The sequence below is a fragment of the Aquimarina sp. MAR_2010_214 genome, assembly GCF_002846555.1.
Lineage (GTDB): Bacteria > Bacteroidota > Bacteroidia > Flavobacteriales > Flavobacteriaceae > Aquimarina.
On record NZ_PJMS01000001.1, the window covers coordinates 3,343,183 to 3,368,837 of the forward strand.

The 25,655-nt window shown below is 34.7% G+C and carries 27 protein-coding genes and 1 tRNA gene; 12 read left to right on the forward strand and 16 right to left on the reverse strand.

Annotated elements, in window-relative coordinates:
• Positions 1-179: 179 nt before the first annotated feature.
• Positions 180-413, reverse strand: a complete 234-nt coding sequence (locus tag ATE84_RS14300; RefSeq protein ID WP_101448605.1) for a hypothetical protein — start codon at positions 411-413, stop codon at positions 180-182.
• 12 nt (positions 414-425) lie between these two features.
• On the reverse strand, positions 426-656 hold the full coding sequence (locus tag ATE84_RS14305) for a helix-turn-helix domain-containing protein (protein ID WP_101448606.1): 231 nt from the start codon (positions 654-656) through the stop codon (positions 426-428).
• 98 nt (positions 657-754) lie between these two features.
• Here ATE84_RS14305 and ATE84_RS14310 point away from each other — a divergent pair, with 98 nt between their 5' ends.
• From ATE84_RS14310 to ATE84_RS14315, 3 genes are all read left to right on the forward strand, one after another.
• The gene (locus tag ATE84_RS14310; RefSeq protein WP_101448607.1) at positions 755-970 is read left to right on the forward strand and encodes a hypothetical protein; all 216 of its coding nucleotides are present in this window, start codon (positions 755-757) and stop codon (positions 968-970) included.
• Positions 971-985: 15 nt separating this feature from the next.
• The gene (locus tag ATE84_RS25875; protein ID WP_143273643.1) at positions 986-1,201 is read left to right on the forward strand and encodes a hypothetical protein; all 216 of its coding nucleotides are present in this window, start codon (positions 986-988) and stop codon (positions 1,199-1,201) included.
• A 139-nt stretch (positions 1,202-1,340) separates the two neighbouring features.
• Positions 1,341-1,622, forward strand: a complete 282-nt coding sequence (locus tag ATE84_RS14315) for a hypothetical protein (RefSeq protein WP_143273644.1) — start codon at positions 1,341-1,343, stop codon at positions 1,620-1,622.
• Here ATE84_RS14315 and ATE84_RS14320 read toward each other — a convergent pair.
• The 5 genes from ATE84_RS14320 to ATE84_RS14340 form a co-directional block, all read right to left on the reverse strand.
• Positions 1,619-1,879: a hypothetical protein gene (locus tag ATE84_RS14320; protein ID WP_101448609.1), complete on the reverse strand. Its 261-nt coding sequence runs from the start codon at positions 1,877-1,879 to the stop codon at positions 1,619-1,621. The two genes, ATE84_RS14315 and ATE84_RS14320, sit on opposite strands and share 4 nt — an antisense overlap.
• Positions 1,880-1,891: 12 nt before the next feature.
• The gene (locus ATE84_RS14325; RefSeq protein ID WP_101451024.1) at positions 1,892-2,161 is read right to left on the reverse strand and encodes a helix-turn-helix domain-containing protein; all 270 of its coding nucleotides are present in this window, start codon (positions 2,159-2,161) and stop codon (positions 1,892-1,894) included.
• Positions 2,162-2,298: 137 nt separating this feature from the next.
• Entirely contained in the window at positions 2,299-2,736 is a 438-nt protein-coding gene (locus tag ATE84_RS14330) for an antirestriction protein (RefSeq protein ID WP_101448610.1), read from the reverse strand.
• Between the two features lie 75 nt (positions 2,737-2,811).
• Positions 2,812-3,249, reverse strand: coding sequence for a hypothetical protein (locus tag ATE84_RS14335; protein WP_101448611.1), 438 nt, complete (start codon positions 3,247-3,249; stop codon positions 2,812-2,814).
• 501 nt (positions 3,250-3,750) lie between these two features.
• Positions 3,751-3,824, reverse strand: a tRNA-Met gene (locus tag ATE84_RS14340).
• Between the two features lie 198 nt (positions 3,825-4,022).
• On the opposite strand from ATE84_RS14340, the gene ATE84_RS14345 reads away from it, so the two are divergent.
• Both ATE84_RS14345 and ATE84_RS14350 read left to right on the forward strand, forming a co-directional pair.
• A complete protein-coding gene (locus ATE84_RS14345) occupies positions 4,023-4,415 on the forward strand; it encodes an START-like domain-containing protein (protein ID WP_024769073.1) in 393 nt (130 codons plus the stop codon).
• Between the two features lie 61 nt (positions 4,416-4,476).
• Positions 4,477-5,325: an aminotransferase class IV gene (locus ATE84_RS14350; RefSeq protein ID WP_101448612.1), complete on the forward strand. Its 849-nt coding sequence runs from the start codon at positions 4,477-4,479 to the stop codon at positions 5,323-5,325.
• Here ATE84_RS14350 and ATE84_RS14355 read toward each other — a convergent pair.
• The 5 genes from ATE84_RS14355 to ATE84_RS14375 all read right to left on the reverse strand — a co-directional run bounded on the left by ATE84_RS14355 (position 5,322) and on the right by ATE84_RS14375 (position 9,888).
• Positions 5,322-5,882, reverse strand: a complete 561-nt coding sequence (locus tag ATE84_RS14355; RefSeq protein ID WP_101448613.1) for a YqgE/AlgH family protein — start codon at positions 5,880-5,882, stop codon at positions 5,322-5,324. The two genes, ATE84_RS14350 and ATE84_RS14355, sit on opposite strands and share 4 nt — an antisense overlap.
• 132 nt (positions 5,883-6,014) lie before the next feature.
• A complete protein-coding gene (locus tag ATE84_RS14360) occupies positions 6,015-6,287 on the reverse strand; it encodes an HU family DNA-binding protein (RefSeq protein WP_024769076.1) in 273 nt (90 codons plus the stop codon).
• A 187-nt stretch (positions 6,288-6,474) separates the two neighbouring features.
• Entirely contained in the window at positions 6,475-7,422 is a 948-nt protein-coding gene (gene fmt, locus ATE84_RS14365; protein ID WP_101448614.1) for a methionyl-tRNA formyltransferase, read from the reverse strand.
• A 5-nt stretch (positions 7,423-7,427) separates the two neighbouring features.
• On the reverse strand, positions 7,428-9,329 hold the full coding sequence (locus ATE84_RS14370) for an ATP-dependent DNA helicase RecQ (RefSeq protein ID WP_101448615.1): 1,902 nt from the start codon (positions 9,327-9,329) through the stop codon (positions 7,428-7,430).
• 1 nt (position 9,330) lies between these two features.
• On the reverse strand, positions 9,331-9,888 hold the full coding sequence (locus ATE84_RS14375; protein WP_101448616.1) for an AAA family ATPase: 558 nt from the start codon (positions 9,886-9,888) through the stop codon (positions 9,331-9,333).
• Positions 9,889-10,353: 465 nt separating this feature from the next.
• On the opposite strand from ATE84_RS14375, the gene ATE84_RS14380 reads away from it, so the two are divergent.
• From ATE84_RS14380 to murA, 7 genes are all read left to right on the forward strand, one after another.
• On the forward strand, positions 10,354-10,815 hold the full coding sequence (locus ATE84_RS14380) for a (2Fe-2S)-binding protein (RefSeq protein ID WP_101448617.1): 462 nt from the start codon (positions 10,354-10,356) through the stop codon (positions 10,813-10,815).
• Between the two features lie 20 nt (positions 10,816-10,835).
• Entirely contained in the window at positions 10,836-13,001 is a 2,166-nt protein-coding gene (locus tag ATE84_RS14385) for a xanthine dehydrogenase family protein molybdopterin-binding subunit (protein ID WP_101448618.1), read from the forward strand.
• Positions 13,002-13,008: 7 nt separating this feature from the next.
• A complete protein-coding gene (locus ATE84_RS14390; RefSeq protein WP_101448619.1) occupies positions 13,009-14,064 on the forward strand; it encodes an XdhC family protein in 1,056 nt (351 codons plus the stop codon).
• The gene (locus ATE84_RS14395; protein WP_101448620.1) at positions 14,042-14,659 is read left to right on the forward strand and encodes an NTP transferase domain-containing protein; all 618 of its coding nucleotides are present in this window, start codon (positions 14,042-14,044) and stop codon (positions 14,657-14,659) included. The genes ATE84_RS14390 and ATE84_RS14395 overlap by 23 nt, the downstream gene beginning before the upstream one ends.
• An 86-nt stretch (positions 14,660-14,745) precedes the next feature.
• On the forward strand, positions 14,746-15,030 hold the full coding sequence (locus tag ATE84_RS14400) for a DUF493 family protein (RefSeq protein ID WP_101448621.1): 285 nt from the start codon (positions 14,746-14,748) through the stop codon (positions 15,028-15,030).
• Positions 15,031-15,351: 321 nt separating this feature from the next.
• The gene (locus tag ATE84_RS14405; protein WP_101448622.1) at positions 15,352-16,008 is read left to right on the forward strand and encodes a DUF4290 domain-containing protein; all 657 of its coding nucleotides are present in this window, start codon (positions 15,352-15,354) and stop codon (positions 16,006-16,008) included.
• 45 nt (positions 16,009-16,053) lie between these two features.
• Positions 16,054-17,370 (forward strand): UDP-N-acetylglucosamine 1-carboxyvinyltransferase, encoded by a 1,317-nt coding sequence (gene murA, locus ATE84_RS14410; protein WP_101448623.1) that lies wholly within the window; start codon positions 16,054-16,056, stop codon positions 17,368-17,370.
• Between the two features lie 176 nt (positions 17,371-17,546).
• Here murA and ATE84_RS14415 read toward each other — a convergent pair whose 3' ends face one another.
• The 4 genes from ATE84_RS14415 to ATE84_RS14430 all read right to left on the reverse strand — a co-directional run bounded on the left by ATE84_RS14415 (position 17,547) and on the right by ATE84_RS14430 (position 25,370).
• The gene (locus tag ATE84_RS14415; RefSeq protein WP_101448624.1) at positions 17,547-19,439 is read right to left on the reverse strand and encodes an ATP-binding protein; all 1,893 of its coding nucleotides are present in this window, start codon (positions 19,437-19,439) and stop codon (positions 17,547-17,549) included.
• A gap of 360 nt (positions 19,440-19,799) precedes the next feature.
• Entirely contained in the window at positions 19,800-19,991 is a 192-nt protein-coding gene (locus tag ATE84_RS14420) for a cold-shock protein (RefSeq protein ID WP_024769089.1), read from the reverse strand.
• 207 nt (positions 19,992-20,198) lie between these two features.
• The gene (locus tag ATE84_RS14425; RefSeq protein ID WP_101448625.1) at positions 20,199-20,675 is read right to left on the reverse strand and encodes a hypothetical protein; all 477 of its coding nucleotides are present in this window, start codon (positions 20,673-20,675) and stop codon (positions 20,199-20,201) included.
• 945 nt (positions 20,676-21,620) lie between these two features.
• Positions 21,621-25,370: an amino acid adenylation domain-containing protein gene (locus tag ATE84_RS14430; protein WP_101448626.1), complete on the reverse strand. Its 3,750-nt coding sequence runs from the start codon at positions 25,368-25,370 to the stop codon at positions 21,621-21,623.
• Positions 25,371-25,655: the final 285 nt, after the last annotated feature.

Here is a 25,655-nt window from a genome sequence, read left to right on the forward strand (position 1 = left end):
TAATGTGATTTAATGCATCCCTCAAAAGCCTTGCATCCAATAAGACTATGTAGAAAACAGAATAGAGGTAGAGGTGTTTGGATGTCAGGCTTTAATTTTGCAGACTAAAACGCATGTTGAAACCGTCACACATAAAAAATGCGCTCCGCGCGGGATTGGCAAAAGAAAAATGAAAGAGGTTAGTCTATTGTTTCCGGTAAGTATTTATTAAGCAAATGACTGGTTCTAAAAGCCTTGATGTAAACCACATCGTCACTATAGCCCGTAAAATGAATCTCTACATAAAATCTCTCAATGGCAAAGAGAATATAGCGTTCCTGATCTTCCATGAAGCTATCAACAAACGTACCTTGTGAAAATACCACTTTATACTGATTGGACTCGGGGAGTAGATTGAATGCTTCGAGTGTCATTGGCTAAAGAGTTTATTCAATATCTTTTAGCAATTCAGAGAGGGTGATATGGTGAATATCGGCAATCATGAACAATGTGTCGATGGTGTAGTTGAGTCCTTCTTCCCATCGCCAGACACTCTTATTTTCGAGATTATGTTCTATAGCAAACTTGGAATAACTGCTATAACCCGCAGAGATACGCAATTCTTTAATACGTTTTCCAATGGCTTGATGTCGTTGTATTTCGTTCTTAGAACTCATTCCACAAAAATCCAGTTAAATACGGAAAAACCGTACGTCACGAAAGCCGATTTTTAGTATCTTGTACTTGCCTTATATAGATTTAATTCCATCTGCTTATGGATAAACACAACGATGAACGATATTACCAATTCACATTGGATGTACTCAAAGCATTGCATTTGAATGCTACCACATTTTTTGATGATCTGGCACAGGACGCTCCTTATGAGGTACAAATATATGTATGGATGGATAAATTATACAAGCAGGGTAAATCAGCTGATGAAGCCATAGAGCTGATTCATCGTGTAAGACGATTCTATATACTTTAATTACGACATATTATTATGATACGACGCTACCATGAATTAAATGAAGAAGAAAAGCAGATTGCCATCACACGGCTTGCATCCCGTGTAAAAACCACTGAATGTAACATGCTGGATGTACTCAATCATATGAACCCATTACTGACGATTCGAGGAGGTAAAGTGGTGATGTTCCGTGAGGCTATGAGTCTATTAACCAAAAAGATACAAGCATACCAAGCTGATACATTGTAACAAAGTGCGTTTCTGTATCAAATCTACCAACCCCATCCTTCAGACATACTCTTATTTTTTTATTGTTAATAAAATATGTGCCGTGATGAATTTGGAATTATTCCAAAACCGTAATTTTGTTACTGGAAAAACTCCATATATGAAAACACAAGAGAATGATTATGGGGATCGTTTGTTTATAGAAAGGCTGGTAGAAAAAAGCTATACAAGCGGTCAATATATCCGTGTGACGGATTCAGGAACTAATGTTGCCCTGTTATCGCATGGTGTGTATACGGTTAATAGTGAAATTCAAAAAAGAAATCTTCGGACATTAAAAGCTATCTTTTATGGACTTGCCATGAAATATAAATCCTATGAGTTCTGTAGCACTCATTATTCTTTTTACAAAGGAAAATGGCATCAACAGGATATGACCTAGCGATCTATATCCATTCCTCGGTCAATGTCTTTATCTTGTGATTGGCTTGGTGGTGCGTGTGTAAAATCACGAAGTCGATCTTTTACTTCATCAAGGTAGGCTTCTCGGCCGTCATTAAAGGTTTGGAGATATATATTATGCACATGAGGGGTTTCCGAAATCTTATTGGCTAATTCCGGTTTGAAGCGTTGCAAGTAATACCCATCATTGAACGCTTTGGCATACAGTTCTTCTTCTTTTTTCTCTAAGTCATCCATTACTGAAAGAGTTTATAATGCGCGTTTTCTGTGTTTCTCTAGATATGCTTCTATTGAAGCAGAATCATAGAGTATGATTTTACGTGAGGGTTGTGTGAACTCAATATCTAAATTATCACGTAATTTTTGCATCGTTGTATCACTACTCACGCCTAATCTTCTCATCGCTTCGTCGGGAGAAATCCATTTGTCTTCTTTTATATCGTGAGTCGCTTTAACGTGCTCAACGACTTCATCTACCAACATAAAGAGGGCTTCTGATTGTAGACATATGACTTTCATTGTATCCATATCAGGGAAGTAACAAAAGACGTGCCATACTGATAATGAGTAGAGTATAAAATGTTAGGTGGCTTTATGTGGTCTTATATGGAACAAAAAAAACCCTCACAGCAACATGAAGGGATTACTTGAAGTGATTAGTCGATAAAACGAAAGATTTCAGCACTCTCTGGATGAATCTTGGCATAGTCTCTCAAATGGTGGTAGGCATCAATATGCGCCTCTATCTCTAGTTTGTTAGCAATATCACCTAGAGCATAGAGGTTAACGCCGATACTTGCTGCATCAGGACTCATTTTGCCTTGGTAGAAGTTAGATGGTTGTTCTATGTCGAGCATCTTATCGTGACGTAACGACATATAAAATCCACCATTGGATAACGTATAAACAAGCCAGTGCCCTCCGTTGTATGATGAACAATAGGCTCTCAGATAGCGATATACCCTCCCCTCAAAATACATGGAGTGCTTGCCAAATCGCTGATACAAAAACTCCATTTCTTCGTTATCAGGGCATAATGTGCGTTTAAGGTGATCGTTACCTTCAAACTTTTCTATAATTTCTGCTGCTGCCATATTAGTTACGTATTAAATGAAACAAAAAAATCCCCTCACTGGCTAGCGAGAGGATTTGAATAGTTCCCATGATTATTACAGTGTAAAAGCTTTTAATTCATTTTCTACATTCTGCTTCTTGCCTTTAATGTATGCTTCAGCACCATCAGCAATATTTCTAATCAGGTTAATATCTCCTGTAGTAAAGCTCTTTCCAGCATCATCTACAATCGTGATCTTACAAGATTCACTGCTATTATACTTGAACTCTGATAGATTACTAAGTGTCGCAGTGGCTCGCTTATGTCGATCCGTTAATCCTTTGAGCTTTTCGACTTGCAGGATACGATCTTCAATACTTACTACTGGTTCTGCACCTACGGCTTGTTTTGCCAAATCTTTGGTCACATCACTACCATTGCTTTTTGTTGGAGGCTCTGGCTTGATGATTTTTGGAGCTGGTACCGGCTTTTTGTTTGTTTCTCCAGGTTTCTTGTCAATTCCATTCTTTTTTGCATTTGCTGTTACTGCCATAATTTCTAATGATTTTAATTAAACAATATTTCATTGTTCAGTATCATCTGGCTAGGACGCTCACTGAACATGCCAGCAAATGCCGCAGCGGAGGGAAAGGCAAGGCAACGCGCCCTCACCTCACGAAACAAAAATCATAAGCGTTCTTTAGCCCGCCTTGCAACAGCGTAAAGGCGAACGGCTATATTTGCAATGGTCAGTGAGTGGAATAGACAGTGTTTGTAATTATTATGATTATAAATTTATGGATGAGAAAGAAGAGTAGAGAAGTGGGTAAAAAAAATGAAAGGTATAAATTCTATAGAAAATCCTCTGTTATCCCAATGAAGAATACATAAAATGTTCAGCAATTATTGATATTTGTGTGAAGTGAGAAGAGATTATTCGGGAGCATTCGTCGAAAATCGAATAGAATGAGAATAAATAGTGTTTGTTTTAGGTATGTTTTAGGTAAATAAAAAAAGCCGACTCGTTAAAGTCAGCTTTTCTTTGTTATTCTTGTAGCGAGAGGGGGGCACGATCCCCCGACCTCCGGGTTATGAATCCGACGCTCTAACCAACTGAGCTACCTCGCCATATTCCTTATTTTAGTGTAAAAAAACCGTTTAAAACCGCTTATTTTTATAGAATACTTTTTGTCGTACTCCTAAGGAGGGTGCAAATATAAAAACAAAATAGATTGACGCAAACAATAATGCATAATTAATTTTTTTTTCAATGTACTTTTATAGTCGATAATTAATCTATATATTGGCTTACCAACAATTAATGATATGTCTGAAAAAATAAAATATGAACTTGAATTTGTGGTACAATCGTCGCCGCAACTATTATATCAATATATATCTACTCCTTCGGGGCTCTCGGAGTGGTTTTCTGATAATGTAAACTCAAGAGGAGAGTTGTTTACATTTATCTGGGATGATTCTGAAGAGGAAGCAAAACTTTTAAGCAAAAAAAGTGGTGAGCGAATAAAATTTAGATGGGTAGAAGATGAAAATGATGGAAATGATTATTTCTTCGAAATGCGTATTCAGGTTGATGAAATAACCAAAGATGTTTCTCTTATGGTTACTGATTATTCTGAAGATGATGAAATGGACGAAAGTAAAATGTTATGGGATAATATGATAGGGAATCTAAAACAGGTATTAGGCTCAGCATAACTCTTCTTTTTATACTAAAAATCTTATACCCCATAAACATTAAAATTTATGGGAATTTTTTATGGTTAATATCAACGGAAATTTACTAGAAGATCATAAAGCAGTATTGGCTATTGATAATAGAGGATATGCATATGGAGACGCTTTATTTGAAACTATCAGAGTTAATTCTGGAACTATACTATTTTGGGAAGATCATTATTTTCGATTAATGGCTTCAATGCGTATTCTTAGAATGCAAATCCCAATGTCATTTACTCCAGAATTTTTGGAAAAAGAAATCATAGATCTTGTCACAGCAAATGAATTAACAAATTCTTCGGTAAGGATAAAATTAATGGTAAATAGAGTATCTGGCGGGCTATATACGCCCGCTTCTAGTGATATAGAATACAACATATTAATTTCTGAACTAAAATCTAGTTTTTATACGATTTCTGATCAAAAGTATGAAGTTACTCTTTTTAAAGATCATTATGTCAATACAGATATTTTGTCTACTCTAAAATCAACCAATAAACTGGTTAATGTTCTTGGCGGAATTTTTGCCAAAGAAAATGGTTTTGATAATTGTTTGTTAATTAATTCTGATAAAATGATTATTGAAGCTTTAAATGGAAACTTATTTCTTGTAAAAGGCAATACAATAAAAACACCTCCAATAGCAGATGGATGTCTAAAAGGCATATTAAGAACTCAGTTATTAAGGATTCTTGAGAAATTACCAGAATATCAAATGGAAGAAGCTTCTATTTCTCCTTTCGAACTACAAAAAGCAGATGAGTTATTTATTACTAATGTAATTACGGGAATTGTGCCAATTACTAAGTTTAGGAAAAAGGAGTATACCGCTAAAACGAGCAAGAGATTATTAGGAATATTAAATGCCAAGGTAAGATTGGGAGATTAATTATATGTAGGGTTTTCTGGGGCATTAGACCAAAGAACATATTCTCCTCCTAGTTCTATCATCTTTTCTTTCCAGAAAGTATCGCAGGACTTTCCAAAAATATTCTTTTTGTAACTATTTTCTACAATTACCCATGAGTTGGCTTCAAGTTCCTGATTAAGTTGCTTAGAATCCCACCCAGAATATCCTAAGAAAAACCTAATTTCATTTGGAGTGATTTTATCTTCAACAATAAGTTGGGACACAATAGAGAAATCCCCTCCCCAATAAATCCCACCAGATATTTCTACACTATTAGGAATTAAGTCGGGTACTTTATGTATGAAGTATAGATTATCTTGTTCGACTGGCCCGCCGTTATAAATCTTAAATTCTAGTTCAATTTCCGGAACCAAATCCGCAAGAAAATATTCAAGAGGTTTATTCATTATAAAACCAATAGAACCTTGATCACTATGATCTGCCAAAAGAACCACCGAACGATTAAAAGACACATCTCCTATTATAGATGGCTCAGCGATTAATAAATGCCCTTTTGAAGGTTGTAGTGATATCATACTATCAATTTAACTTATCTTAAATCTAAATAATTATTTCTAATAATCAAAGTAGTTAGATGTTTTTTGCCAAAAAATCATAAAAAAACTCCCATGATTGGGAGCTTTTAAATAATATCGGAAACGAACTGATTAGTTTACCGAACTTGATAAATCAGCACCAGCCTTAAACTTAACAACGTTTTTAGCAGCGATTTTGATAGTCTTACCAGTCTGTGGGTTTCTACCTTCTCTTGCAGCTCTTCTAGAAACTGACCAAGATCCAAATCCAACTAAAGAAACACGTCCTCCTTTTTTAAGAGTACCTTCAACGTTTCCTAAGAAAGATTCTAAGGCTTTTTTAGCCGCTGCTTTAGTAATTCCAGCGTCAGCTGCCATTGCATCGATTAATTCTGTTTTGTTCATAATTCTGTTTTTAAATTAATTGTTGGTTAAACCAATCTATTATGTTAAACGCTTTACAAATTTATACGGATTTATGATTCATGCAAGGATTGGCCCAGTAAATACAGGGATTTGTTGATAACTCAATGCGATTGTTAATAACCAATGTTGTTTTAGATAGATTTTTAAACCCTATATTACATAGGGGCTAACACATTTTTGCATCTCTATAAAAAACATAACCATTCAATAATGCTTTTGACTCCATTGCTTTTTTTCCGGGGAGTTGAAGTTTTTCTAATATAATATATCCGTTTTTTACTGCTACCTTGATTGTAGAATCTTCAATAATGATTTTACCTATATCAAATGTATGAGCTTCTTCGATAGGTTTTGCATTGTATATTTTTATCTTTTCAGAGACACCTTTATTATATAGTTCACACCAGGCAGCAGGATAGGGGCTTAGCCCTCTAATCAAATTATGAATAGTATATATGTCCTCTTTCCAATTAATTCTGGTGTTCTCGCGATTTAGTTTATACGCTGTTTTAAAAGTACTATCTTTTGGTTGGGGGCTTACCGTTGCCGAATCATTTTCTATTGCTTTTATAGTCTCTAATACCAGATCAGCACCTTTGTTCATTAGTTTGTCATGAAGGACCCCTGCAGTATCATCATTTTTTATCTCAACTTCTTTTTGAAAAATAAGATGACCGGTATCTATTTTTTCATCAATAAAAAAAGTGGTGATTCCTGTCTTCTGCTCTCCATTAATAACAGCCCAGTTAATTGGTGCCGCACCTCTATAATCAGGAAGAAGAGATGCGTGCAAATTAAAAGTACCATATTCTGGCATATCCCAAACTATTTTTGGAAGCATTCTAAATGCAACAACGATATTAAGATTAGCATTCAATGATTTTAATTCCTCAATAAAATGATCATCTTTTAGGTTTGTTGGCTGAAGAACTTTTAGGTTTTTGGATAACGCATATTCCTTAACAGAAGATGCTTTAAGTTTTCTACCTCTTCCCGCAGGTTTATCGGGAGCAGTAATAACACCAACTACATTATATTTATTATCTAGTATTGTTTTTAGGGTTTCAACGGCAAAATCAGGTGTTCCCATAAACAGAATTCGTAAGTCTCTCATTATTTTTATACTAATTGATAGTGGTTATCATGATTGATTGTTATAATTTGGTGTGCATTCATTTCCCGTAATACTTGTAATGCTACATTTTCAGGATATGCTAACTGTGCCAGTAAATCTCTTGAAGATAAGTTATTTCTCTTTAAAAGCCTTATAATATCTTCTTGTATTTTATTGGGGTCTGTTGACGCAGTATTATTTTTTTTTGTGATGCAAAAACTACAGATACCACAATCGGTAGTATCTTTTTCTCCAAAATAATGAAGTAACTGTCTACTTTTGCATTCCGTATTATTTTCTGTAAATTTTAATATTGCTTCTACCTTCTTTATTTTTGAAGTATTTTGTTTTATGAGATGGTGTTTAATGTTGTTGATTGTATGTTCATCTTCACGAGGTAATAAGAAGATGATTTCTGCATCAGAAATTTTGTATATAAACTCTAGTAATTCGGCTTCATGTAGTTTGTTTAAAACAGTAACTACTTCTGCTTCGGATTTTCCTACTTTCGAAGCAATTAAAGGTAGGTTAATTGTCGCTTTTTCGTCAAAAATACCACCATATGTTCTTAAGATTGCCTTAGTAATTAGTTGATATTCTTTGTTGTTTTCAAGAAAATCTAAAAGATGATTTCCTGTGGTAAGAATATGAACACTACTTTTTTTGGTAAATCGTTGCATAAACCGAATTACCCCGCAGCGATCCAAAAATTGTAGCGTATTGTATGTGATGAGCGCGTTTAACTCATAAGTTTTACAAAATGTATTAAATTCAAAATTATGAACAGTTTGCTCACCTTCACCATAAGATATTTGAAAATAGTTACACAGCTTTCTATAGACCAGTTTTACTTGATCTATATCGGGTAATACTTTTATAAATTGATTGTGTAACCTCTGATTATCATTTGTGTTTTTTAAAAGATAGGCAAAAGATTGTTTGCCATCACGACCAGCTCTTCCTGCTTCCTGAAAATAACTTTCTACACTTTCTGGGATGGTATAATGAATTACTGTCCGCACATTGGGTTTATCGATTCCCATTCCAAAGGCATTTGTAGCAACCATTACTCTGATTTCTTCTTTTATCCATTGGTTAAATCGTTTGGTCTTTTCTTGTGCATCTACACCGCCATGATAATATGTTGCCAAATATCCACTGGCATTAAGAAAATCGCTTATTTCAATTGCTGATTTTCTGTTTCGTACATAAACGATCGAAGTTCCTGGGTATGTATCTAAAATCTGAGTGAGTTTGTAATTTTTATCGACTACGTTTTCTACCCTATATCCCAGATTAGGCCTAAAAAACGATTGTCTAAATATTTTAGGTTGAAAAAGATCTAGTTCTATCATAATATCATCCACTACTTCTTTGGTGGCAGAAGCTGTTAAAGCAATCATTGGTACCGAAGGATGTATTTTTCTTAGAATTTCTATTTTTTTATAGGATGGCCTGAAATCATTTCCCCATTGCGAAATACAATGCGCCTCATCTATGGCAATAAGATTAATATTCATTTGCTTTAATCGTTCTTGCACAATATCTTGTTGAAGACGTTCTGGAGAAAGATAAAGGAATTTGTAATTACCATAAATACAATTATCAAGTAAAGTATCTAATTCTGAATATTTGATTCCACTAGGCAATGCTATTGCTTTTATGTCTTTTTGTTGAAGATGTAGTACTTGATCTTGCATCAATGCAATTAATGGCGAAATAACAATGCAAATACCTTCCATTATCAAAGCAGGCACTTGAAAACAAATTGATTTCCCTCCACCTGTGGGTAGTAATGCAAAAGTATCTTCCCCTTCCAGTACCGAAGCTATAATCTCTTCTTGTAGTGGTTTAAAACTATTGTGTTTCCAATACTGTTGTAATATTTTAAGAGGAGACTTTAGCAAACTATTTTATTTTTTTGAGAATAAAATCATAGCGTTCTTGTACTGTCCCAAAAGGAACTTCAAAACAATCATAGCCCAATTGACTATAAATTTCTAACAGATGAAGATGAATTTCTTTTGCTTGATCAAAACTTTCGTAGCGTTCATTATCGGATATATAAATATCCTCCCAAGGCGGTAGTAGAAAAACTTGGTCATACATATGATTTCTACACGCATTTATAAAATCATCATTATATGATTGATCAAAGTAGTTCATATAAGCCAAAACATCTGGTATACCTCTATCATAAAATGTGAGGTGTTCTTTTTTGGATATGGCATCTTTAAATTGATCAACTCTACCGTTAAGGATTTGTGTGTTGAATTGGTAGGGATCAGATACAGAAATTATAGGATTAGAAACAATAGCCTTAGAGTCATCTCTTTTTAAAGCTTCTTGAGTCATACTTCGTATAATCTCGTGAAAACAGAAAAATTGCGCTTCTTCAAGTTTATTGATAATTGAGGTCTTGCCAGTTCCGGGTGCTCCGGTAATTACAATTCTTTTCTTTGTCAAATGGATAATTTTGATGCAAATTTCGGAATTATAAAAGGATTTTGAAAAAAAGTTGTTTAAAGTTTTCTTTTATGATGAACTGATACAGTTGATATGGGATAAAATTTAGCAGCGTAAAATAGTTTTTCAGAAACATTATAGTAGAAATAGTCGTAATTCTCTCTCAATAACATCTATATCTCGACGAAATACAAATATTCGTTTTTCAGCATAATATCGAAATAACTATTCAATTTGGAGAAGTAATTATGTTATTCGGCAAAAAGATTTTATACTTAGTATATAACTACTTTATTTTTATAATATAGTTTGTCATGTATTTACATTGATTTTCAAGAATCATAATTATTTGTAAGGATCTGTTAAAGTTGAATCAATAGAGTGAATTTTTAGTAACTTCAATAGCAATTGATATGCATTTGCTTTATTTAGACTAGTTAAAGATAAATTTAAAAATTAAAATTCATGCCTGTTTATAATTTAAAAATTAATGGTCAATCTCATAATGTTGAGGCAGATCAGGACACACCTCTTTTATGGATATTAAGAGATCACCTTGATATGGTTGGTACCAAATTTGGCTGTGGTATAGGTCAATGTGGTGCATGTACCATACATTTAGACGGTTCTGCTACCAGAAGTTGCTTGCTTCAGGTTTCTGCGGTAGAAAATATGGAAATTACTACGATTGAAGGCTTATCTGAAGATGCTTCGCATCCCGTTCAACAAGCCTGGAAAGAAGTAGATGTACCACAATGTGGGTATTGTCAGGCGGGACAAATCATGTCTGCTGCTGCTTTCTTACAGCAAAATGCAAAACCAAATAAATCAGAAATCAGGGATGCAATGAGTGGTAATATATGTAGATGTGCATCTTACAACAGAATAGAAGAAGCTGTAGAAGTTGCTGCCAGTAAAATGAGTTAACCCATTTAAATTTTAAACGTATGAAAAATAATGTATCACCTTCATTAGGTAGAAGGTCATTTATAAAAACATCGGCATTGGCTGGTGGCGGAATGTTAATTGGGTTTAATTTATTTCAGGCATGTAAACCTGAAGCAAAACCACCCGTTGATATACCTATTGATATTTCTCAATTAAATTTTAATGATTTTAACGCCTTTATCAAAATAGCTGATAATGGTATGGTGACTATCTTTTCTCCAAATCCAGAAATAGGCCAGGGGGTTAAGACTTCTATGCCTATGCTTATTGCAGAAGAACTTGATGTGTCATGGGATAATGTTCATGTAGCTCAAGGAGCATTGGATACCAAAAACTTCACACGGCAAGTAGCCGGAGGAAGTCAATCTCTTAGACAAGGATGGGAACCACTACGCCAAACGGGGGCTACAGCCAGACAGATGTTAATTAATGCGGCTGCTACCAAATGGGGAGTAGATGCTTCAGAATGTAAAACAGAAGATGGAGTGATTATCAATGCCAATGGAGATAAATTGGGATATGGAGAAGTCGTTAAAGAAGCAGCAGCACTTGAAGTGCCAGAAAATATAACATTAAAAGATTCTAAAGATTTTAAAATCATAGGGAAAAATGTTCCTAACGTAGATGTGGATAAGATCATTACCGGAAAGCCACTTTATGGAATGGATTATAAAGAAGAAGGAATGGTATATGCATCAGTATTAAGACCTCCTGCTTTTGGTAAAAAACTGAATGATTTTGATGATACTACAGCTAAAGCTATTTCAGGAGTGCATGATGTAGTTAAATTCGGTGATAAAATTGCAGTTTTAGCAAAAGATACCTGGACAGCAATGAAAGGAAAAAAAGCGTTGAATGCTAGTTGGACTTCGGATTCAAAATTAGAAAACACTGAAGATCATGATAAGCTACTTATAGGCCTTCTTGATGGTAAGAATTTTAATACATTACGTGCCGATGGAGATGTTAAAAAAGCATTTGCAGAAGCAGATCAGGTGATAGAGAGAACTTATGAGTCTCCGTTCTTACCTCATAACTGTATGGAACCTATGAATTTCTTTGCAGATGTTACTCCAGAAAAAATTCGTTTGGTAGGACCGATACAAACACCAGCAGGTACAGCTCGTAGAGTAGCGGATTTATTAGAGCGAGACCCTGAAGATGTTTCTGTAGAAATGACCAGAATGGGAGGGGGGTTTGGAAGACGACTTTATGGTGATTTTGCTTTGGAAGCGGCAGAAATATCAAAAATAGCTCAAAAACCAGTTAAAGTAGTATACTCACGAGAAGATGATATGTCTGCAGGGATTTATCGTCCGGCGATAAAATATAGAATTAGTGCATCAGTTAAAGATGGTAAAATTAGTGGGTATCATCTTAAAGAAGCTTCTGTAAATTCGAATATGTATGGGTTGATCCCTAATTTCTTTCCTGCTGGAGCTGTTGAAAATTATCAAGTAGATGTTGCTAATTACGATAGTAAAATTACAACAGGAGCCTGGAGAGCTCCATATACTAATTTCTTGTCTTTTGCAGAACAAAGCTTCTTTGATGAGTTGGCTGAACTACTAGAGATTGATCGTATTCAACTTCGTCTGGATTTACTGCAAAAAGTAAAAGGAACCACAGATGATAGAATTCAGTATTCTCCAGAACGATTAGAGAAAGTGATAAAAGTAGCTGTGGATAAATCAGGATGGGGAAAAGCAAAAGAAGGAACCTATCAGGGATTTAGTGCGTATTATTGTCATAATACTCATGTGGCAGAAGTTGCAGATGTAGTATTAGAGAATGATATTCCTGTAGTTAAAAAAGTTACTTGTGTGGTAGATTGCGGAATCGTTGTGAATCCACTAGGAGCTAAAAACCAGATCGAAGGAGGAGTTATTGACGGTGTAGGCCATGCGATGTATGGTGATTTTTCGTTTAAAGATGGAATACCGAAAGATAAGAATTTTGATACCTATCGTTTAATTCGTATTAATGAAACCCCAGTGGTTGAAACACATTTTGTAGAAAGTGATATTGCTCCAACAGGACTTGGAGAACCTACATTACCTCCTGCAGGAGCTGCTGTGGCAAATGCTATTAAAGCAGCCAAAGGGATACGATTATACAAGCAACCTTTTATTAAAAATATGAACTCCAAAGCGCCATTAGGATAGTACGCCTATGACACACGAATTCAAAGAAATAATAACATCTTATTATAAAGCCAAACAGCAGGGTATACCTGCTGTTATGGCTACTGTAGTAGATGTAGAAGGATCTTCTTATAGAAGGCCAGGAGTCGGTATGCTGATTCTTCAAAATGGAAAAATGACAGGGGCGGTAAGCGGAGGATGTGTAGAGAAAGAAGTACTTCGACAAGCACAGTCAGTATTTGTATCCGGAAAACCAAAAATGATGACCTACGATGGTAAATATAGATTGGGTTGCGAAGGATTACTATATATATTGATTGAAACTTTTGATATTAGCAATGTTGAGATTACAACGATACAAAAATATCTGAAATCCAGAGTGCCGTTTGAAATCAAATCATGGTACTCAAAAACAGAACAGAAAAACTCTACTATGGGTTCTATTGTTCAATTTAAAGGAGATCAGGAATTCTCTTTTTCGCAAGGAACAGAACCTAATGATAGCCTAGAGAATTTTATGAGGGAAATGCAACCTTGCTTTAAGTTAATAATCATTGGTGCAGAACATGATGCAGTGCAGTTATGTAAATTGGCTTCAGCTACTGGATGGGAAGTAACTGTTGTAGGTTCTCCACAGCATCTAAAAAAAACAGAAGATTTTCCTGGAGTCAAAGAAGTGATTCATAGTACTCCAGAAGATTTAAGTATTGATTATATAGATGATCAAACAGCGATTGTTCTAATGTCTCATAATTTTGCTAAAGACTTATTATATCTTCAGGCATTAAAAGAATCCAGGCCAGTATATATTGGGTTATTAGGACCTGCGCAACGTAGAGAAAAGCTATTATCTGCTTTTATAGAGTATTTCCCCGAGGTTACAGATAGATTTTTGGATGCTATTCATGGTCCCGCAGGTTTAAATCTGGGAGCTGAAACTCCTCAGGAAATCGCTATTTCTATAATTGCTGAAATATTATCTGTAATCAGAGGTCAAAACCCAATACCATTGCAAGAGAAGAAAGGAGCAATTCATGATGATCCAAAAAGGAAAAAAATAAATGTCATCTCTACCAAAACCTAAAATAGCACAACTTATCCTTGCAGCAGGTTCCTCTAGTAGAATGGGTGAGCCAAAACAAGTATTACCATGGAGTAATACTACATTGATTGGTCATGCTATAGAAAAGGCATTACTAATAAAAGAAGTACCAATTTATGTGGTTTTGGGCGCACATTATGACGTGATATATAAAGAGATTTGTCATTTTCCTGTCACAATACTCAAAAATTCAAAATGGCAATCAGGCATGGGATCTACAATACGTTCTGGGATTATGGCTATACAACAGAATAAATTGTCGTATGATGGGGTCTTAGTTTCACTAGTAGATCAACCACTATTGGATACAATACATTTTAATTCATTAATCACTCAGTTTAACAAACAACCGGGTGCTATTGCCGCCACAGATTTGGGCTTTGGTATAGGAGTACCTGCAATTATTCCATCTAAGTATTTCGATGAATTATTGCAATTGAAAGCAGATTTTGGAGCGCGATACATTATTAAAAAACATATGGATAAGATATACACAGTTGATGCTATTGGTAAAGGAGCAGATATTGATACGATTGCACAATATAATGCTATGATAAAAAATAATTTTTCTTCTTGATAAAGAAAAGGAGTTTGTCGGTAACTTCGTTTTTATAAATCATAAGATGTATCTTTGGCCTAAATTTTGATTTGTTAGATGATACTATGAAAGATTCTGAAGAATTTTATGAAAAGTTAAAAGTGCAGTTGGCAGATACATCATTGTGGCCAACTTCGTATCTATATAAGTTTATTGTGCCTACAAACACTGAAAAAATTGAGCAAATTGAAACAATTTTTGATAATATGGGTTCGGTAATTCAGACAAAACAATCCAAGAATGGTAAATATACTAGTGTATCTATCAATGTTAGAATGAAAAATCCGGATCAGGTGATTACTAAATATAAAGAAGTTGCAGAGAAAGTAGAGGGGGTAATTTCATTATAGTAATCTTTTTCACAAAAATACGAAGAAGCAAAATGATAAATTCACTGGGAAGTATGAAAATGAGATGAGTTCAATACTTGTTTTCTATGCTAATACCATTGATCGATAAATAAAATATAGTAATGACAGTAGCTTACTTATTTTATTTTAGTATTTTGCGAGACGAATTATAATAGAATAGTCCAAAAAGTAATCAATTGTCAAACTGAATCTAAAGAGGTTATGCATAATTACTTATAAATAGTTTTCGAGAACTTATATTCACAACACATTACATATTGATTTTTTAGACTATCTCTACACAATTTTCACATACATTTTATGGATATATATAATATAGAATACAATACCGAGCGTGAAAAGCTCATTATCCCAGAATATGGTCGTCATATGCAGAAAATGATAAATCATACTGTTGCTATCGAAGATCGTGAAGAACGTAATAAGGTTGCTAAATCGATTATTGCAGTAATGGGTAATTTGCAACCACATTTACGAGATGTGCCAGAGTTTCAGCATAAATTATGGGATCAGTTATTTATAATGAGTGATTTTAAATTAGATGTAGATACTCCTTTTCCTGTGTTGACCAAAGAAAAATTACAGGAAAGACCAGAACCTCTTGACTATCCTCAGAATTTTCCGAAATATCGTTTTTACGGAAACAATATTAAACGAATGATCGATGTTGCAAATAGTTGGGAAGATGGAGATTTAAAAAATGCACTTACTTTAACAATTGCTAATCATATGAAAAAGTGCTATCTGAACTGGAATAAAGATACAGTAGAGGATAGTGCGATATTTAATCATCTTTTTGAACTAAGTGATGGTAAAATAGATCTTAAAGGAAGTAATGAAAACCTTACTGACTCTTCTAATCTGATGAGAGGAAAAAAGAAAAAGCATACAACAACCAATAGTAACAATAGTGGTAAAAAGAACTACCGAAGCAATCGCGGTAAAAAACGCTATTAATATTAATCAACTACCAATTACTAACCGCTAACGACTAACGATTACATGGGGACTTTTCAGATAGAAGGAGGGCATCAGCTCAAAGGGGAAATAACACCTCAGGGCGCCAAAAATGAAGCCTTACAAATTCTTTGCGCAGTATTATTAACACCAGAAGAAGTTATAATTTCAAATATCCCTGATATACGAGATGTAAATAAATTAATCGAGATTCTTAGAAATTTGGGAGTAAAGGCCCAAAAATTAGGCAAAGGAAAATATTCTTTTAAGAGTGATGAACTTAATCTGGAATATCTTGAAAGCGAAAAATTTAAGAAGGAGGGAAGCGGCCTTAGAGGTTCTATTATGATTGTTGGGCCACTATTGGCAAGGTTTGGTAAAGGATATATCCCTCGTCCGGGAGGTGATAAAATTGGGAGAAGACGTTTGGATACTCACTTTGAAGGTTTTATTAATCTTGGAGCAGAGTTTAGATATAACAAAGAAGAACGTTTTTATGGTGTCGAGGCACCAGAGGGGTTAACAGGCGCTTATATGTTGCTTGATGAAGCTTCGGTTACTGGTACTGCAAATATTGTAATGGCAGCGGTACTTGCAAAAGGTACTACTACAATCTATAATGCAGCTTGTGAACCTTATTTACAACAATTATGTAAAATGCTTAACGCTATGGGGGCAAAAATCTCTGGTGTTGGGTCTAATTTGTTGGTGATTGAAGGGGTTAAAGCTTTAGGGGGATGTGAGCACCGTGTACTACCAGACATGATAGAGATTGGATCTTGGATCGGGTTAGCAGCTATGACAAAAAGTGAAATCACTATTAAAAATGTGAGTTGGGAAAACCTAGGATTGATTCCGAATACTTTTAGAAAACTTGGTATTACTTTGGAGCGGGTAGGAGATGATATTTATATTCCCGCACATACTGATGGGTATCAGATTGAAAGTTATATTGATGGTTCATTTATGACTATTGCCGATGCACCTTGGCCTGGATTTACACCCGATTTATTGAGTATTGTTTTGGTTATAGCGACTCAAGCCAGAGGAGAAGTAATGGTTCATCAAAAAATGTTTGAGAGTCGTTTGTTTTTTGTAGATAAACTTATTGATATGGGCGCTAAGATTATATTATGTGATCCACATAGAGCTACAATTATAGGTCATGATTTTCAATCTACATTAAAAGCAACTACAATGGTATCTCCTGATATTAGAGCAGGAATATCATTATTAATAGCTGCATTAAGTGCTAAAGGAACGTCAACTATTCATAATATTGAACAAATTGATCGAGGATATGAAAATATCGATGAACGTCTTAGAGCAATTGGCGCTAAAATTGTTAGAGTTGAGGGGTGATATGTGAATGTTTTTGATATAAGATTGGGTAACTAGTGGTACGCTTTTTTATCTTTTCATATCTTATCTTTTACGGCTTAAAATGATGATGTAAAAACTAAATAAAAGAGCTTTGGTATTCTTTTTTCTTTAAAATATATGCTTCTCAGAAACATATTGTTTTTCAATTTTATTGATTAAGCTGTTATTTGAGATGCTTTGATATATGGAATAGTAAAATAGAATGTAGATCCTTGACCTTTTTTGCTTTCTAACCAAATTTTTCCTGTTAGCATTTCAACATAAGCTTTAGCGATAGATAATCCGATACCAGCACCTTCTAGCGCATAGCGATCTTCAAGGTCTGCCTGTACAAATCGTTCAAAAATAGCTTTTTGACGATCTTTGGCGATCCCCATTCCGGTGTCTTTTACATAAAATCGAAGGATTTCTTTATCCTTTATATACCCAAATTCAATTCCTCCTTCATTTGTGTATTTAATAGCATTTTTTATCAAATTAGAAAGGATAGTATTAAACTTTTCTTTATCGGTTTCGATGATTGCATCTTCTGCTAGTAAATCATTTGATAATGATAGTACAATATTTTTTTTATCCGTTTGTGGTTTAAAGAGGTTAAATAGATATTTGGTTTGTTTGTTGATATCAACTTCTTCGATATCGACTTTCACTTGATCTGCTGCTATTCTAGAGATATCGATAATATCTCTGATGATATTAAGCATACGTGCTCCACTTTCTTTTATAAGATCCAGATAAAGTTGTTGTTCGTCACCTGTAAGTTTTGGCTCGTTTAAGAGTTCTGCTAGACCAAGAATACCATTCATAGGAGTTCTTATTTCGTGGCTCATATTTGCAAGAAAAGCAGATTTAAGTCGATCGCTTTCTTCAGCTTTTTCTTTTAATCGACTTAATTCAATTTCATATAACTTGATATCTGTAATATCTGTAAGGGTGCCAACATATCCAATAACTTGATGTTTATCATTATATTCTGGTATAGCACGCCCTAATACCCAGGTTATGGAGCCATCAGCTTTAAGAAACCTGTATTCTGCATCAGAGGTTTCTCTTTTATCTGCAGCGGAATACCATCCTTGTTTTAGTCTTTTCCTATCCTCTGGGTGCACAGCGTTAAGCCATCCATCATTCAAAGCTTCTTCTTGTGATAACCCTGAGATGGAACACCATTTGGGGTTAACAAATATGGTTTTTCCATCACTTTGAGTCATAAATACACCTACCGGTATCAGATTCGTTAAAGTTTGGTATCTACCTTTGGTGAATTGAGCAGCTTTTTCAGCTACTTCAAATTTTTGCTTGTATGTTAGAGAATGAAAAATATCTTTAAATGTAAGGTAATTTGCGCTGTAGACTTCTTTTTCAAAATACTTTAGATAAACAGTAAATATAATACTATAGAAAATGGCCATAAACCCTTTTGATAAGAGTCCAGAAAGCAAGAACTTTTGTATGTTTTCAAAATACCAGAATGAGCCTAGTGTAAAAAAGATAGCGTCAAAACTGAGTACCAATATCATAGTAAACATTACTCTTAAGAATAGGTTAGAAGTGCGTTTTGATATAAACTCGTATAAAAATATGATCAATATTGAATCTAGATAAAGTATGCCCGTTCCAACAAATAATACCAGTACATTAGTATAGAAAAAATCTGTAGAAATATCAAATGGATTATAACTATAGGCTCCTTCCATATTAATTCTAAAAGCAAGTAAAAGGAAGCATAATACGATATTGGCTATGACTAATGCGTAGATTAGTTTTCGAGCAGTAATTGCATCTTCTTTAATATATATTAAAAGTATGGCAAAAAGTGCAGCAGAAAATAAAATTGATGAACCTGGAGAAACTACAATGGTATCAGATATTTTAAAATAAAGCGTACTTGCCATGAAGACCTGTACAAATTGAAACAATCCCAAAGAAGCGAATAGCACTCCTAAGCCTATTATCGTACGTAAACGAAATAGTAATAATATTAGGAAAGCAACAACAAATCCTTGAAAAAGAAAAATTAAGATTTGATAGAAAATTAGTGTGTCCATAAGAGTTAATACTACATTTAATAGGCGTTTTTAGATTCTTTGGTTAACCTATTTAAGTATAGCATATAGTTTTTAAGCCCCTTAAAGCTACGAACAATTGTTAAAATATCAGATAAATAAACCAGTAAAAACGATTTTTAATTTGGGATTATTATTGATAATTAAATAAAAAAAAGGCATTTGGACGTGTATTGTTTTGATTTACAGTTTGTTTTTGCTCTAGTTGATTTTTAAAAAAAATAAAGAGATAAGCTTATAATCAATATAAGTGTTCAAAATAGAGTTTAGTTTTTGATGTGTACAAAAAAAACCTGTCATTCTTGACAGGTTATAGTGCTTTAAAAAATTAAGTAGTATATATTAAATTACTTTTACATTTACCGCGTTTAATCCTTTTTTGCCTTCTTGTAAATCAAATTCTACAGCATCACCTTCTCGAATTTCATCGATTAATCCAGAGATGTGTACGAAATGCTCTTTGTTAGAATCTTCTTCAGTGATGAATCCAAACCCTTTGGCATCGTTGAAAAATTTTACTGTTCCTTTATTCATTGTTAAAATTTAAATTAGTTAATAAAAATCAAAGATAACGCCAAATATCTAAATGATCATCATCAAGATGTTTTTTACTTTACTTGTTAACACAATTTTTAAGTGTTTATTGCTAATATAGGTATAAAATAATTAATTTGTTAATTCTAAAGAGTATCGAGATAGGTATATTTGAATAATATAAATGATTGCATATTATATGATTACTTAAAAATGTAGCTTTTGTAATTCTAATCTATAATCGTATTGTAAGTCTTCATGTAGTGTGGTAATTTTCTTTTTAATTGCTGATGTTTCGCGATGATATATGTTTTTGATAACAGTATTGTTTTGTATAGAAGGGGAGAAATTTTTTAACTTTTTGCAAAAATAGAGAAGCAATTCTACTTCGGTTTCTTTGTTTTTTGAGTAGCGTATGTACTTCTTTGTAGTACGCAAAATTTTTCGAACACTCTTTTTAATATAATAATATGATGTGGTATTGATCATTTCGAATTGTTCGTCAATTTCTTTCTGTATACTTATGATATAATGTTCTTCATTGGTTGATTCAAATAATAAATAGGTAAGTAATTCTTTATTTTCTTTTTTAAATCGTGATAGACGAAGACATAATTCTATAAGCTCCTGATGTGAACGATCTGTTAATTCGGTTTTTAGTTCTTTTACAGTGGCGGTTTTCATCTATTAGTATTGAGTGTTTTAGGGTGATACATGTGTAAATGTTGATCCATATAAAATCACAATAGTCATTTAAGTATTGTCAACTAATTACTGTGATTTGTTTAATGCCTGCAATTTAAATAAAACAATAGTTTCGGACAGCTAACTCACTTTTAACTTATGACAATAGACTGTCAATTTTTTGATCCTTTTATACTAAGAAAGTGTAATGTTTTTGTACTTTTTTAGTTAACTGTTTGATTTTTAGTTTGTTCTTTGACAGGGGGTAAGAGAGTTATTAACATAGTTATTAACATTAAAAGTAGGTTTATACGTACTAATTACATATAATTTGTTATTAAAAGTGTATTATATCGTGTTTATTGTTTATTTAAACAAATTATTAACATTAAATAAACAAATAATTTGATTTATTGTTAATAACTTGTTATATTAGAGATAATTAACCTTAAATCACACAGTCATGAATCATTTTTATTCCATTTTTGGGTTGAATTTTAAGAGTATTGTAAATTTTTTAAGAGAACTTCCTAAGGCTTCTAGTTATGCGATTCGTAAGTAATAGAGATATAACAAATTTTGGGCATTTGTTTTTTAAATCTATGAAAGGGATTATTTTTTGGTAATCCCTTTTTTTTATGTTTAAAACGAAAATGTGCTTAATTAAATAAAATAATAGTTCGAGATTGATCCCAAACCATTATTACTTTTAGAACATGTTGTTGTGCGTTTGTTTTTATTAGTCATTTGCTATCGGATGCATATTGATTCTATAGAGCAATTATTTATTATTTTTCTTAATCCATGTTTAATCCAAAACAGTCCTTGAGATAGAAGCATCGCCTTTTAGGATCTAAATATGTTTGTATCATATATCACTTTCACAACAGAATTTTAAGGAAGAACGTATCTTGGCCAAATTAACAAATACTTCCTACTGTCTTGTTAAGAATCAGTATAGATCCCTTGTCGTTGATCTACAATTCGCCCAATAAACCATATAAATGGTTCGACTTGTCCTTTTAAAACACAGGTTCCTTTACAGATGCTATGAAGTAATCCTTGTATATCAGATGATTGCAAAGCGGAAACCGCAGCCTTTTCAGTAAGAAGCAACGAACAAGAAGGTAGATCACAATTCTTATGAGCACTCAATGTCACGTCTCCATCTTTACATAAAATTGTGACTGGCTCAGACTGCTCAGAAACACTAACTGATATGGCGAGGTTTGGGGTTGGAGCAGCAACTTCAGCTATCGATTTTTTTAGGTAGGAAGAGAATACTTTGGCCCAGACTTCGACATCAGAGTGTGTTATGTTTGAACTCCTTGTTTCATAACGAATTATATCGAGTTGCTCATCTACTTCACGTTCTGCTTCGATGAGAGCTTCTAGCGTTTTGTCTACGTCTTCACGTGTATGAGAAGCCGAGCAAATAAGTCTTAAACGGCCTCGTCCGATTTCCACAATTGGATACGTTACGGCCAATGTTTGAACGCCACGTTGATATAAACTTTGTACTATTGCATAAAGTTTATCTTTGTCGCCAAAATGTGGAGTGACAATAGGTCCATCTCCAGTTCCTAAATCATACCCAGCCTCTTCGAATCGCTGACGCATATACCGAGTCATATCCCACAATTGTTCACGCAATGAATCATCAGAGCGTAGACGTCGTAATGAAGTGAGCGCTGCTGCTATATCTGCTGGGCTAATGGAAGCCTGAAAGATGTAGGCTCTGGAAGATGACTTCAAAAGGCCTATGTGCTCCTGGCTAGCTGCAATAACACCACCAATACTACCTAAGGCTTTACTGAGTGTTGTCATAATAAAATCCACTTCGTCAGTGACACCTTGAGCAGCACAAATTCCGGCTCCATCTTTACCATAAAAGCCAAAAGAATGCGCCTCGTCGACTAGCACGAGTGCATTATATTTTTTTGCTGTACGCACGATTTCTGCAACTGGTGCAGTACCTTCGCCCATGCTATATACACTTTCCAAAACTACTAAAACAGTACGATAGGGTGACACTTCTGACTCAAGGACAGCTGCAAGGTCAGATGCATTATTGTGTTTAAACGTTCTAATAGCCGCACCACTTAGACGAGCGCCATCAACAATAGATGCATGACAGAGCTGATCGATAACAACAACATCGTTTTTTCCGAGAAGTCCCGAAATCGCCCCAAGATTGGCAGTGTACCCAGTCGGAAACAGACAAGCGCTAGGCTTTCCTACCAAATCAGCAAACTCTTTCTCGAACTCCAGATGTTGATTAGTCATACCTGTCGCCGCTGCCGAGATACCCATTCCGGTACCGAAACGTGTTAAAGCAATAGAAGCTTCCTCAATAACTTTCGGATCCCGATTTAAGCCAAAATATAGATTAGTCGACCATATAATGGCTTCTTGCTTTTCATCATTGTAGGAATCACTTACTATACCTCTAGCTGCACTTCCTGTTTGCAATACCTTACCATAAGGATTTCTGCGATTGTCGTTTACCATATGCATGAGCTCTTGAACCAGTTTACTCTTATCAGTAGCGTTCCATGATGGAGCATTCGCAGCCTGAAATGTCGGGTGACTAGACTGAATATTGGTTTGGAAACTGGCAAGTGTATCTGTAGTCACACTAGATAGCTTATCTGTTGAGCAACTATTGGGGCTACTACCTATCATATTGGTAATATAATTGACCAATGCATTTGGAGTTGAGTATTCAAAGATCACATTGGCTGACAATTCTTGACCCAATAATTTTGTGAGTCGGCAACTGAACTCTAGTGTAGTTAGCGAATCGAGGCCAAGGCCATCAAATGAATGGTCTGGCAATACCTGTGCAGGGTTTTTTAAGTTAAGGAGAGAAGCCACCTCGTTTTGAATGATCGACAATATTGTTGCTTGTTGTTCGTCCTTTGAGCCTACCAAACGTTGTATGAGAATATTGCTGCTATTGATTGCTTCAGTATTTGTAGATATTGCAATTGCATCTGATTCAAAATTCACCTCTTTTTCCAGATTTATGAGTTTTTTCCGATCGAGTTTGTCATTGGGTAAAAGAGGTAGTGCGTTTAAGTGCTTCACAACTTGAGGAACCATATACTTAGGTAATCGTTGTGATAGATAAGACTTGACTTTTGTCTCTGTCACTGTTTCATCCCGACTTACAACATAGACTACTAGTATTTTTTGGCCAATACCTCCATCTGCTGCTGTAGCCGCCACCGCGTCAACACCTTGCATCGATTCAAGTGTAGATTCAATTTCTTCAAGTTCAATTCTAAAACCTCTGATTTTTACTTGTTGGTCAACCCGGCCAAGAAATTCGATCTCTGCATTGTTTGTCCATCGACACAAGTCACCCGTTTTGTACAACCGATTATCAGGAATCAGATCATTAGGTTCTTTCTCGATAAAACGCTCCTTGGTGAGCGTTTTATCATACAAGTACCCACGTGCAAGCTTGTTCCCTGCGAGATACAATTCTCCAGCTACCCCATCAGAAACGGGTTGCAATGCATCATCCAAAATATATGTACGCGAGTTTGGCACCGACTTACCAATTGTAATAACTTTAGTTCCTCGGGACACTTCGGCAATAGTAGAGTACACTGTATCTTCGGTAGGACCATACGCATTTAACACGCGTAGATCTGGTCTTAGTGCGTATACCTGTTCTACTAGTGAGCGTTTGAGTGCTTCGCCTCCAAACACCAGACATCGTATCCCTTCAGGTAATCTTTCGGTAGAGAGTAATGCCTGTACAGCCGATGCAACCATTACACATGTTCTCACCTGATCTACTGCAGGAAGTTTGGTTAGCTCAAGGGCATTTTTTGCTAATATTATGGTACCACCCAATGACAAAGTTCCCATAATTTCCATTACCGAAGTATCGAAACAAACAGAGGCACCAGCAAACATCCCTTTCAACTCTTCATCACTAAATTTATCACGCATAGACTGACGCATTGCCACAACACTACGATGTTCGACAGCAACACCTTTTGGTCGTCCTGTTGAACCCGAGGTATAGATAACATATGCCAAATCGTTCGCAGATGGTCGTACAACGCTATCAGTATGATCTCCTATTTTATTGATCCATAATAACTCACGTACTCCACTGCATAAATAGGCAGTACTGTCATTATCCACGAAGGCTGCCACAGCACGAGAATGTTCTAACATATATCGTACTCTATCTTGTGGATATGCAGGATCCAATGGTACATATGCACATCCTGCTTGCATCACACCAATTAAAGTAGCTACTAGTTCCCAAGATCTGTTCATACACACCCCGACTAACGATTCTGATTCTACTCCACGACTCTTAAGCTCTCCGGCAACTTCACTAGCTCGTTTCATGAGACTTTTATAGTCAATTCTGGTTTCGCCATCGATAATTGCAATCCGTTCTGGATATTCTAGCATTTGTTTTGCAATCAATCCGCAAATTGTTGTTTCTACATCATTGCTAGTTTTTTGAGCCAGCTGTTTCTCCATTAATTTTTGCAAATCCTGGGGAGTCATTCTAATTATCTCTTCTGCATGTTTCACTCCAGCTGCATTCAACATGCTTCGTCGATTGCTAGCAATTTCGCTCTCGTTCTCGCCTGAATTAAAATGGTCTAATTTATCTGTATTGGTTAACAGCTCTCTAAAGAACTGAGTTAATTTATCCATTATTCCTTCTTTTTATAATTGACTAATTCGCTATTTTGAAAATTAAAAATCTGAAATTATCACTTTATATATATGAATATCGCGATGATGCTAATGTGAAAAAAACTAAGAACTATAATGCTGATTTATATTTCAAAAATTTTGTTATGTGTACATGTAGGAGAGTAAATTATTACTTTTTCGTAGACATTTTATATGTTAATTTTTATCTTTCTCAGTATAAGACCGTTGCTTCACAGTAAGAATACAAAGGGTTTTTGAATTCCCAACAGTATCTACTTATGA

Excerpts from the sequence above, each read along its gene's own strand:
- ATE84_RS14335 (WP_101448611.1), bottom strand. The coding sequence starts at position 3,249 with ATGGCAGTAACAGCAAATGCAAAAAAGAATGGAATTGACAAGAAACCT.
- ATE84_RS14380 (WP_101448617.1), top strand. The coding sequence starts at position 10,354 with ATGCCTGTTTATAATTTAAAAATTAATGGTCAATCTCATAATGTTGAG.
- ATE84_RS14315 (WP_143273644.1), top strand. The coding sequence starts at position 1,341 with ATGAAAACACAAGAGAATGATTATGGGGATCGTTTGTTTATAGAAAGG.
- ATE84_RS14425 (WP_101448625.1), bottom strand. The coding sequence starts at position 20,675 with ATGAAAACCGCCACTGTAAAAGAACTAAAAACCGAATTAACAGATCGT.
- ATE84_RS14345 (WP_024769073.1), top strand. The coding sequence starts at position 4,023 with ATGTCTGAAAAAATAAAATATGAACTTGAATTTGTGGTACAATCGTCG.
- ATE84_RS14360 (WP_024769076.1), bottom strand. The coding sequence starts at position 6,287 with ATGAACAAAACAGAATTAATCGATGCAATGGCAGCTGACGCTGGAATT.
- murA (WP_101448623.1), top strand. The coding sequence starts at position 16,054 with ATGGGGACTTTTCAGATAGAAGGAGGGCATCAGCTCAAAGGGGAAATA.
- ATE84_RS14430 (WP_101448626.1), bottom strand. The coding sequence starts at position 25,370 with ATGGATAAATTAACTCAGTTCTTTAGAGAGCTGTTAACCAATACAGAT.
- ATE84_RS14395 (WP_101448620.1), top strand. The coding sequence starts at position 14,042 with ATGTCATCTCTACCAAAACCTAAAATAGCACAACTTATCCTTGCAGCA.
- ATE84_RS14310 (WP_101448607.1), top strand. The coding sequence starts at position 755 with ATGGATAAACACAACGATGAACGATATTACCAATTCACATTGGATGTA.
- ATE84_RS14330 (WP_101448610.1), bottom strand. The coding sequence starts at position 2,736 with ATGGCAGCAGCAGAAATTATAGAAAAGTTTGAAGGTAACGATCACCTT.
- ATE84_RS14300 (WP_101448605.1), bottom strand. The coding sequence starts at position 413 with ATGACACTCGAAGCATTCAATCTACTCCCCGAGTCCAATCAGTATAAA.
- ATE84_RS14420 (WP_024769089.1), bottom strand. The coding sequence starts at position 19,991 with ATGAATAAAGGAACAGTAAAATTTTTCAACGATGCCAAAGGGTTTGGA.
- ATE84_RS14400 (WP_101448621.1), top strand. The coding sequence starts at position 14,746 with ATGAAAGATTCTGAAGAATTTTATGAAAAGTTAAAAGTGCAGTTGGCA.
- ATE84_RS14390 (WP_101448619.1), top strand. The coding sequence starts at position 13,009 with ATGACACACGAATTCAAAGAAATAATAACATCTTATTATAAAGCCAAA.
- ATE84_RS14320 (WP_101448609.1), bottom strand. The coding sequence starts at position 1,879 with ATGGATGACTTAGAGAAAAAAGAAGAAGAACTGTATGCCAAAGCGTTC.
- fmt (WP_101448614.1), bottom strand. The coding sequence starts at position 7,422 with ATGAGAGACTTACGAATTCTGTTTATGGGAACACCTGATTTTGCCGTT.
- ATE84_RS14355 (WP_101448613.1), bottom strand. The coding sequence starts at position 5,882 with ATGATATCACTACAACCTTCAAAAGGGCATTTATTAATCGCTGAGCCA.
- ATE84_RS14415 (WP_101448624.1), bottom strand. The coding sequence starts at position 19,439 with ATGGACACACTAATTTTCTATCAAATCTTAATTTTTCTTTTTCAAGGA.
- ATE84_RS14350 (WP_101448612.1), top strand. The coding sequence starts at position 4,477 with ATGGTTAATATCAACGGAAATTTACTAGAAGATCATAAAGCAGTATTG.
- ATE84_RS14405 (WP_101448622.1), top strand. The coding sequence starts at position 15,352 with ATGGATATATATAATATAGAATACAATACCGAGCGTGAAAAGCTCATT.
- ATE84_RS14385 (WP_101448618.1), top strand. The coding sequence starts at position 10,836 with ATGAAAAATAATGTATCACCTTCATTAGGTAGAAGGTCATTTATAAAA.
- ATE84_RS14325 (WP_101451024.1), bottom strand. The coding sequence starts at position 2,161 with ATGAAAGTCATATGTCTACAATCAGAAGCCCTCTTTATGTTGGTAGAT.
- ATE84_RS14305 (WP_101448606.1), bottom strand. The coding sequence starts at position 656 with ATGAGTTCTAAGAACGAAATACAACGACATCAAGCCATTGGAAAACGT.
- ATE84_RS25875 (WP_143273643.1), top strand. The coding sequence starts at position 986 with ATGATACGACGCTACCATGAATTAAATGAAGAAGAAAAGCAGATTGCC.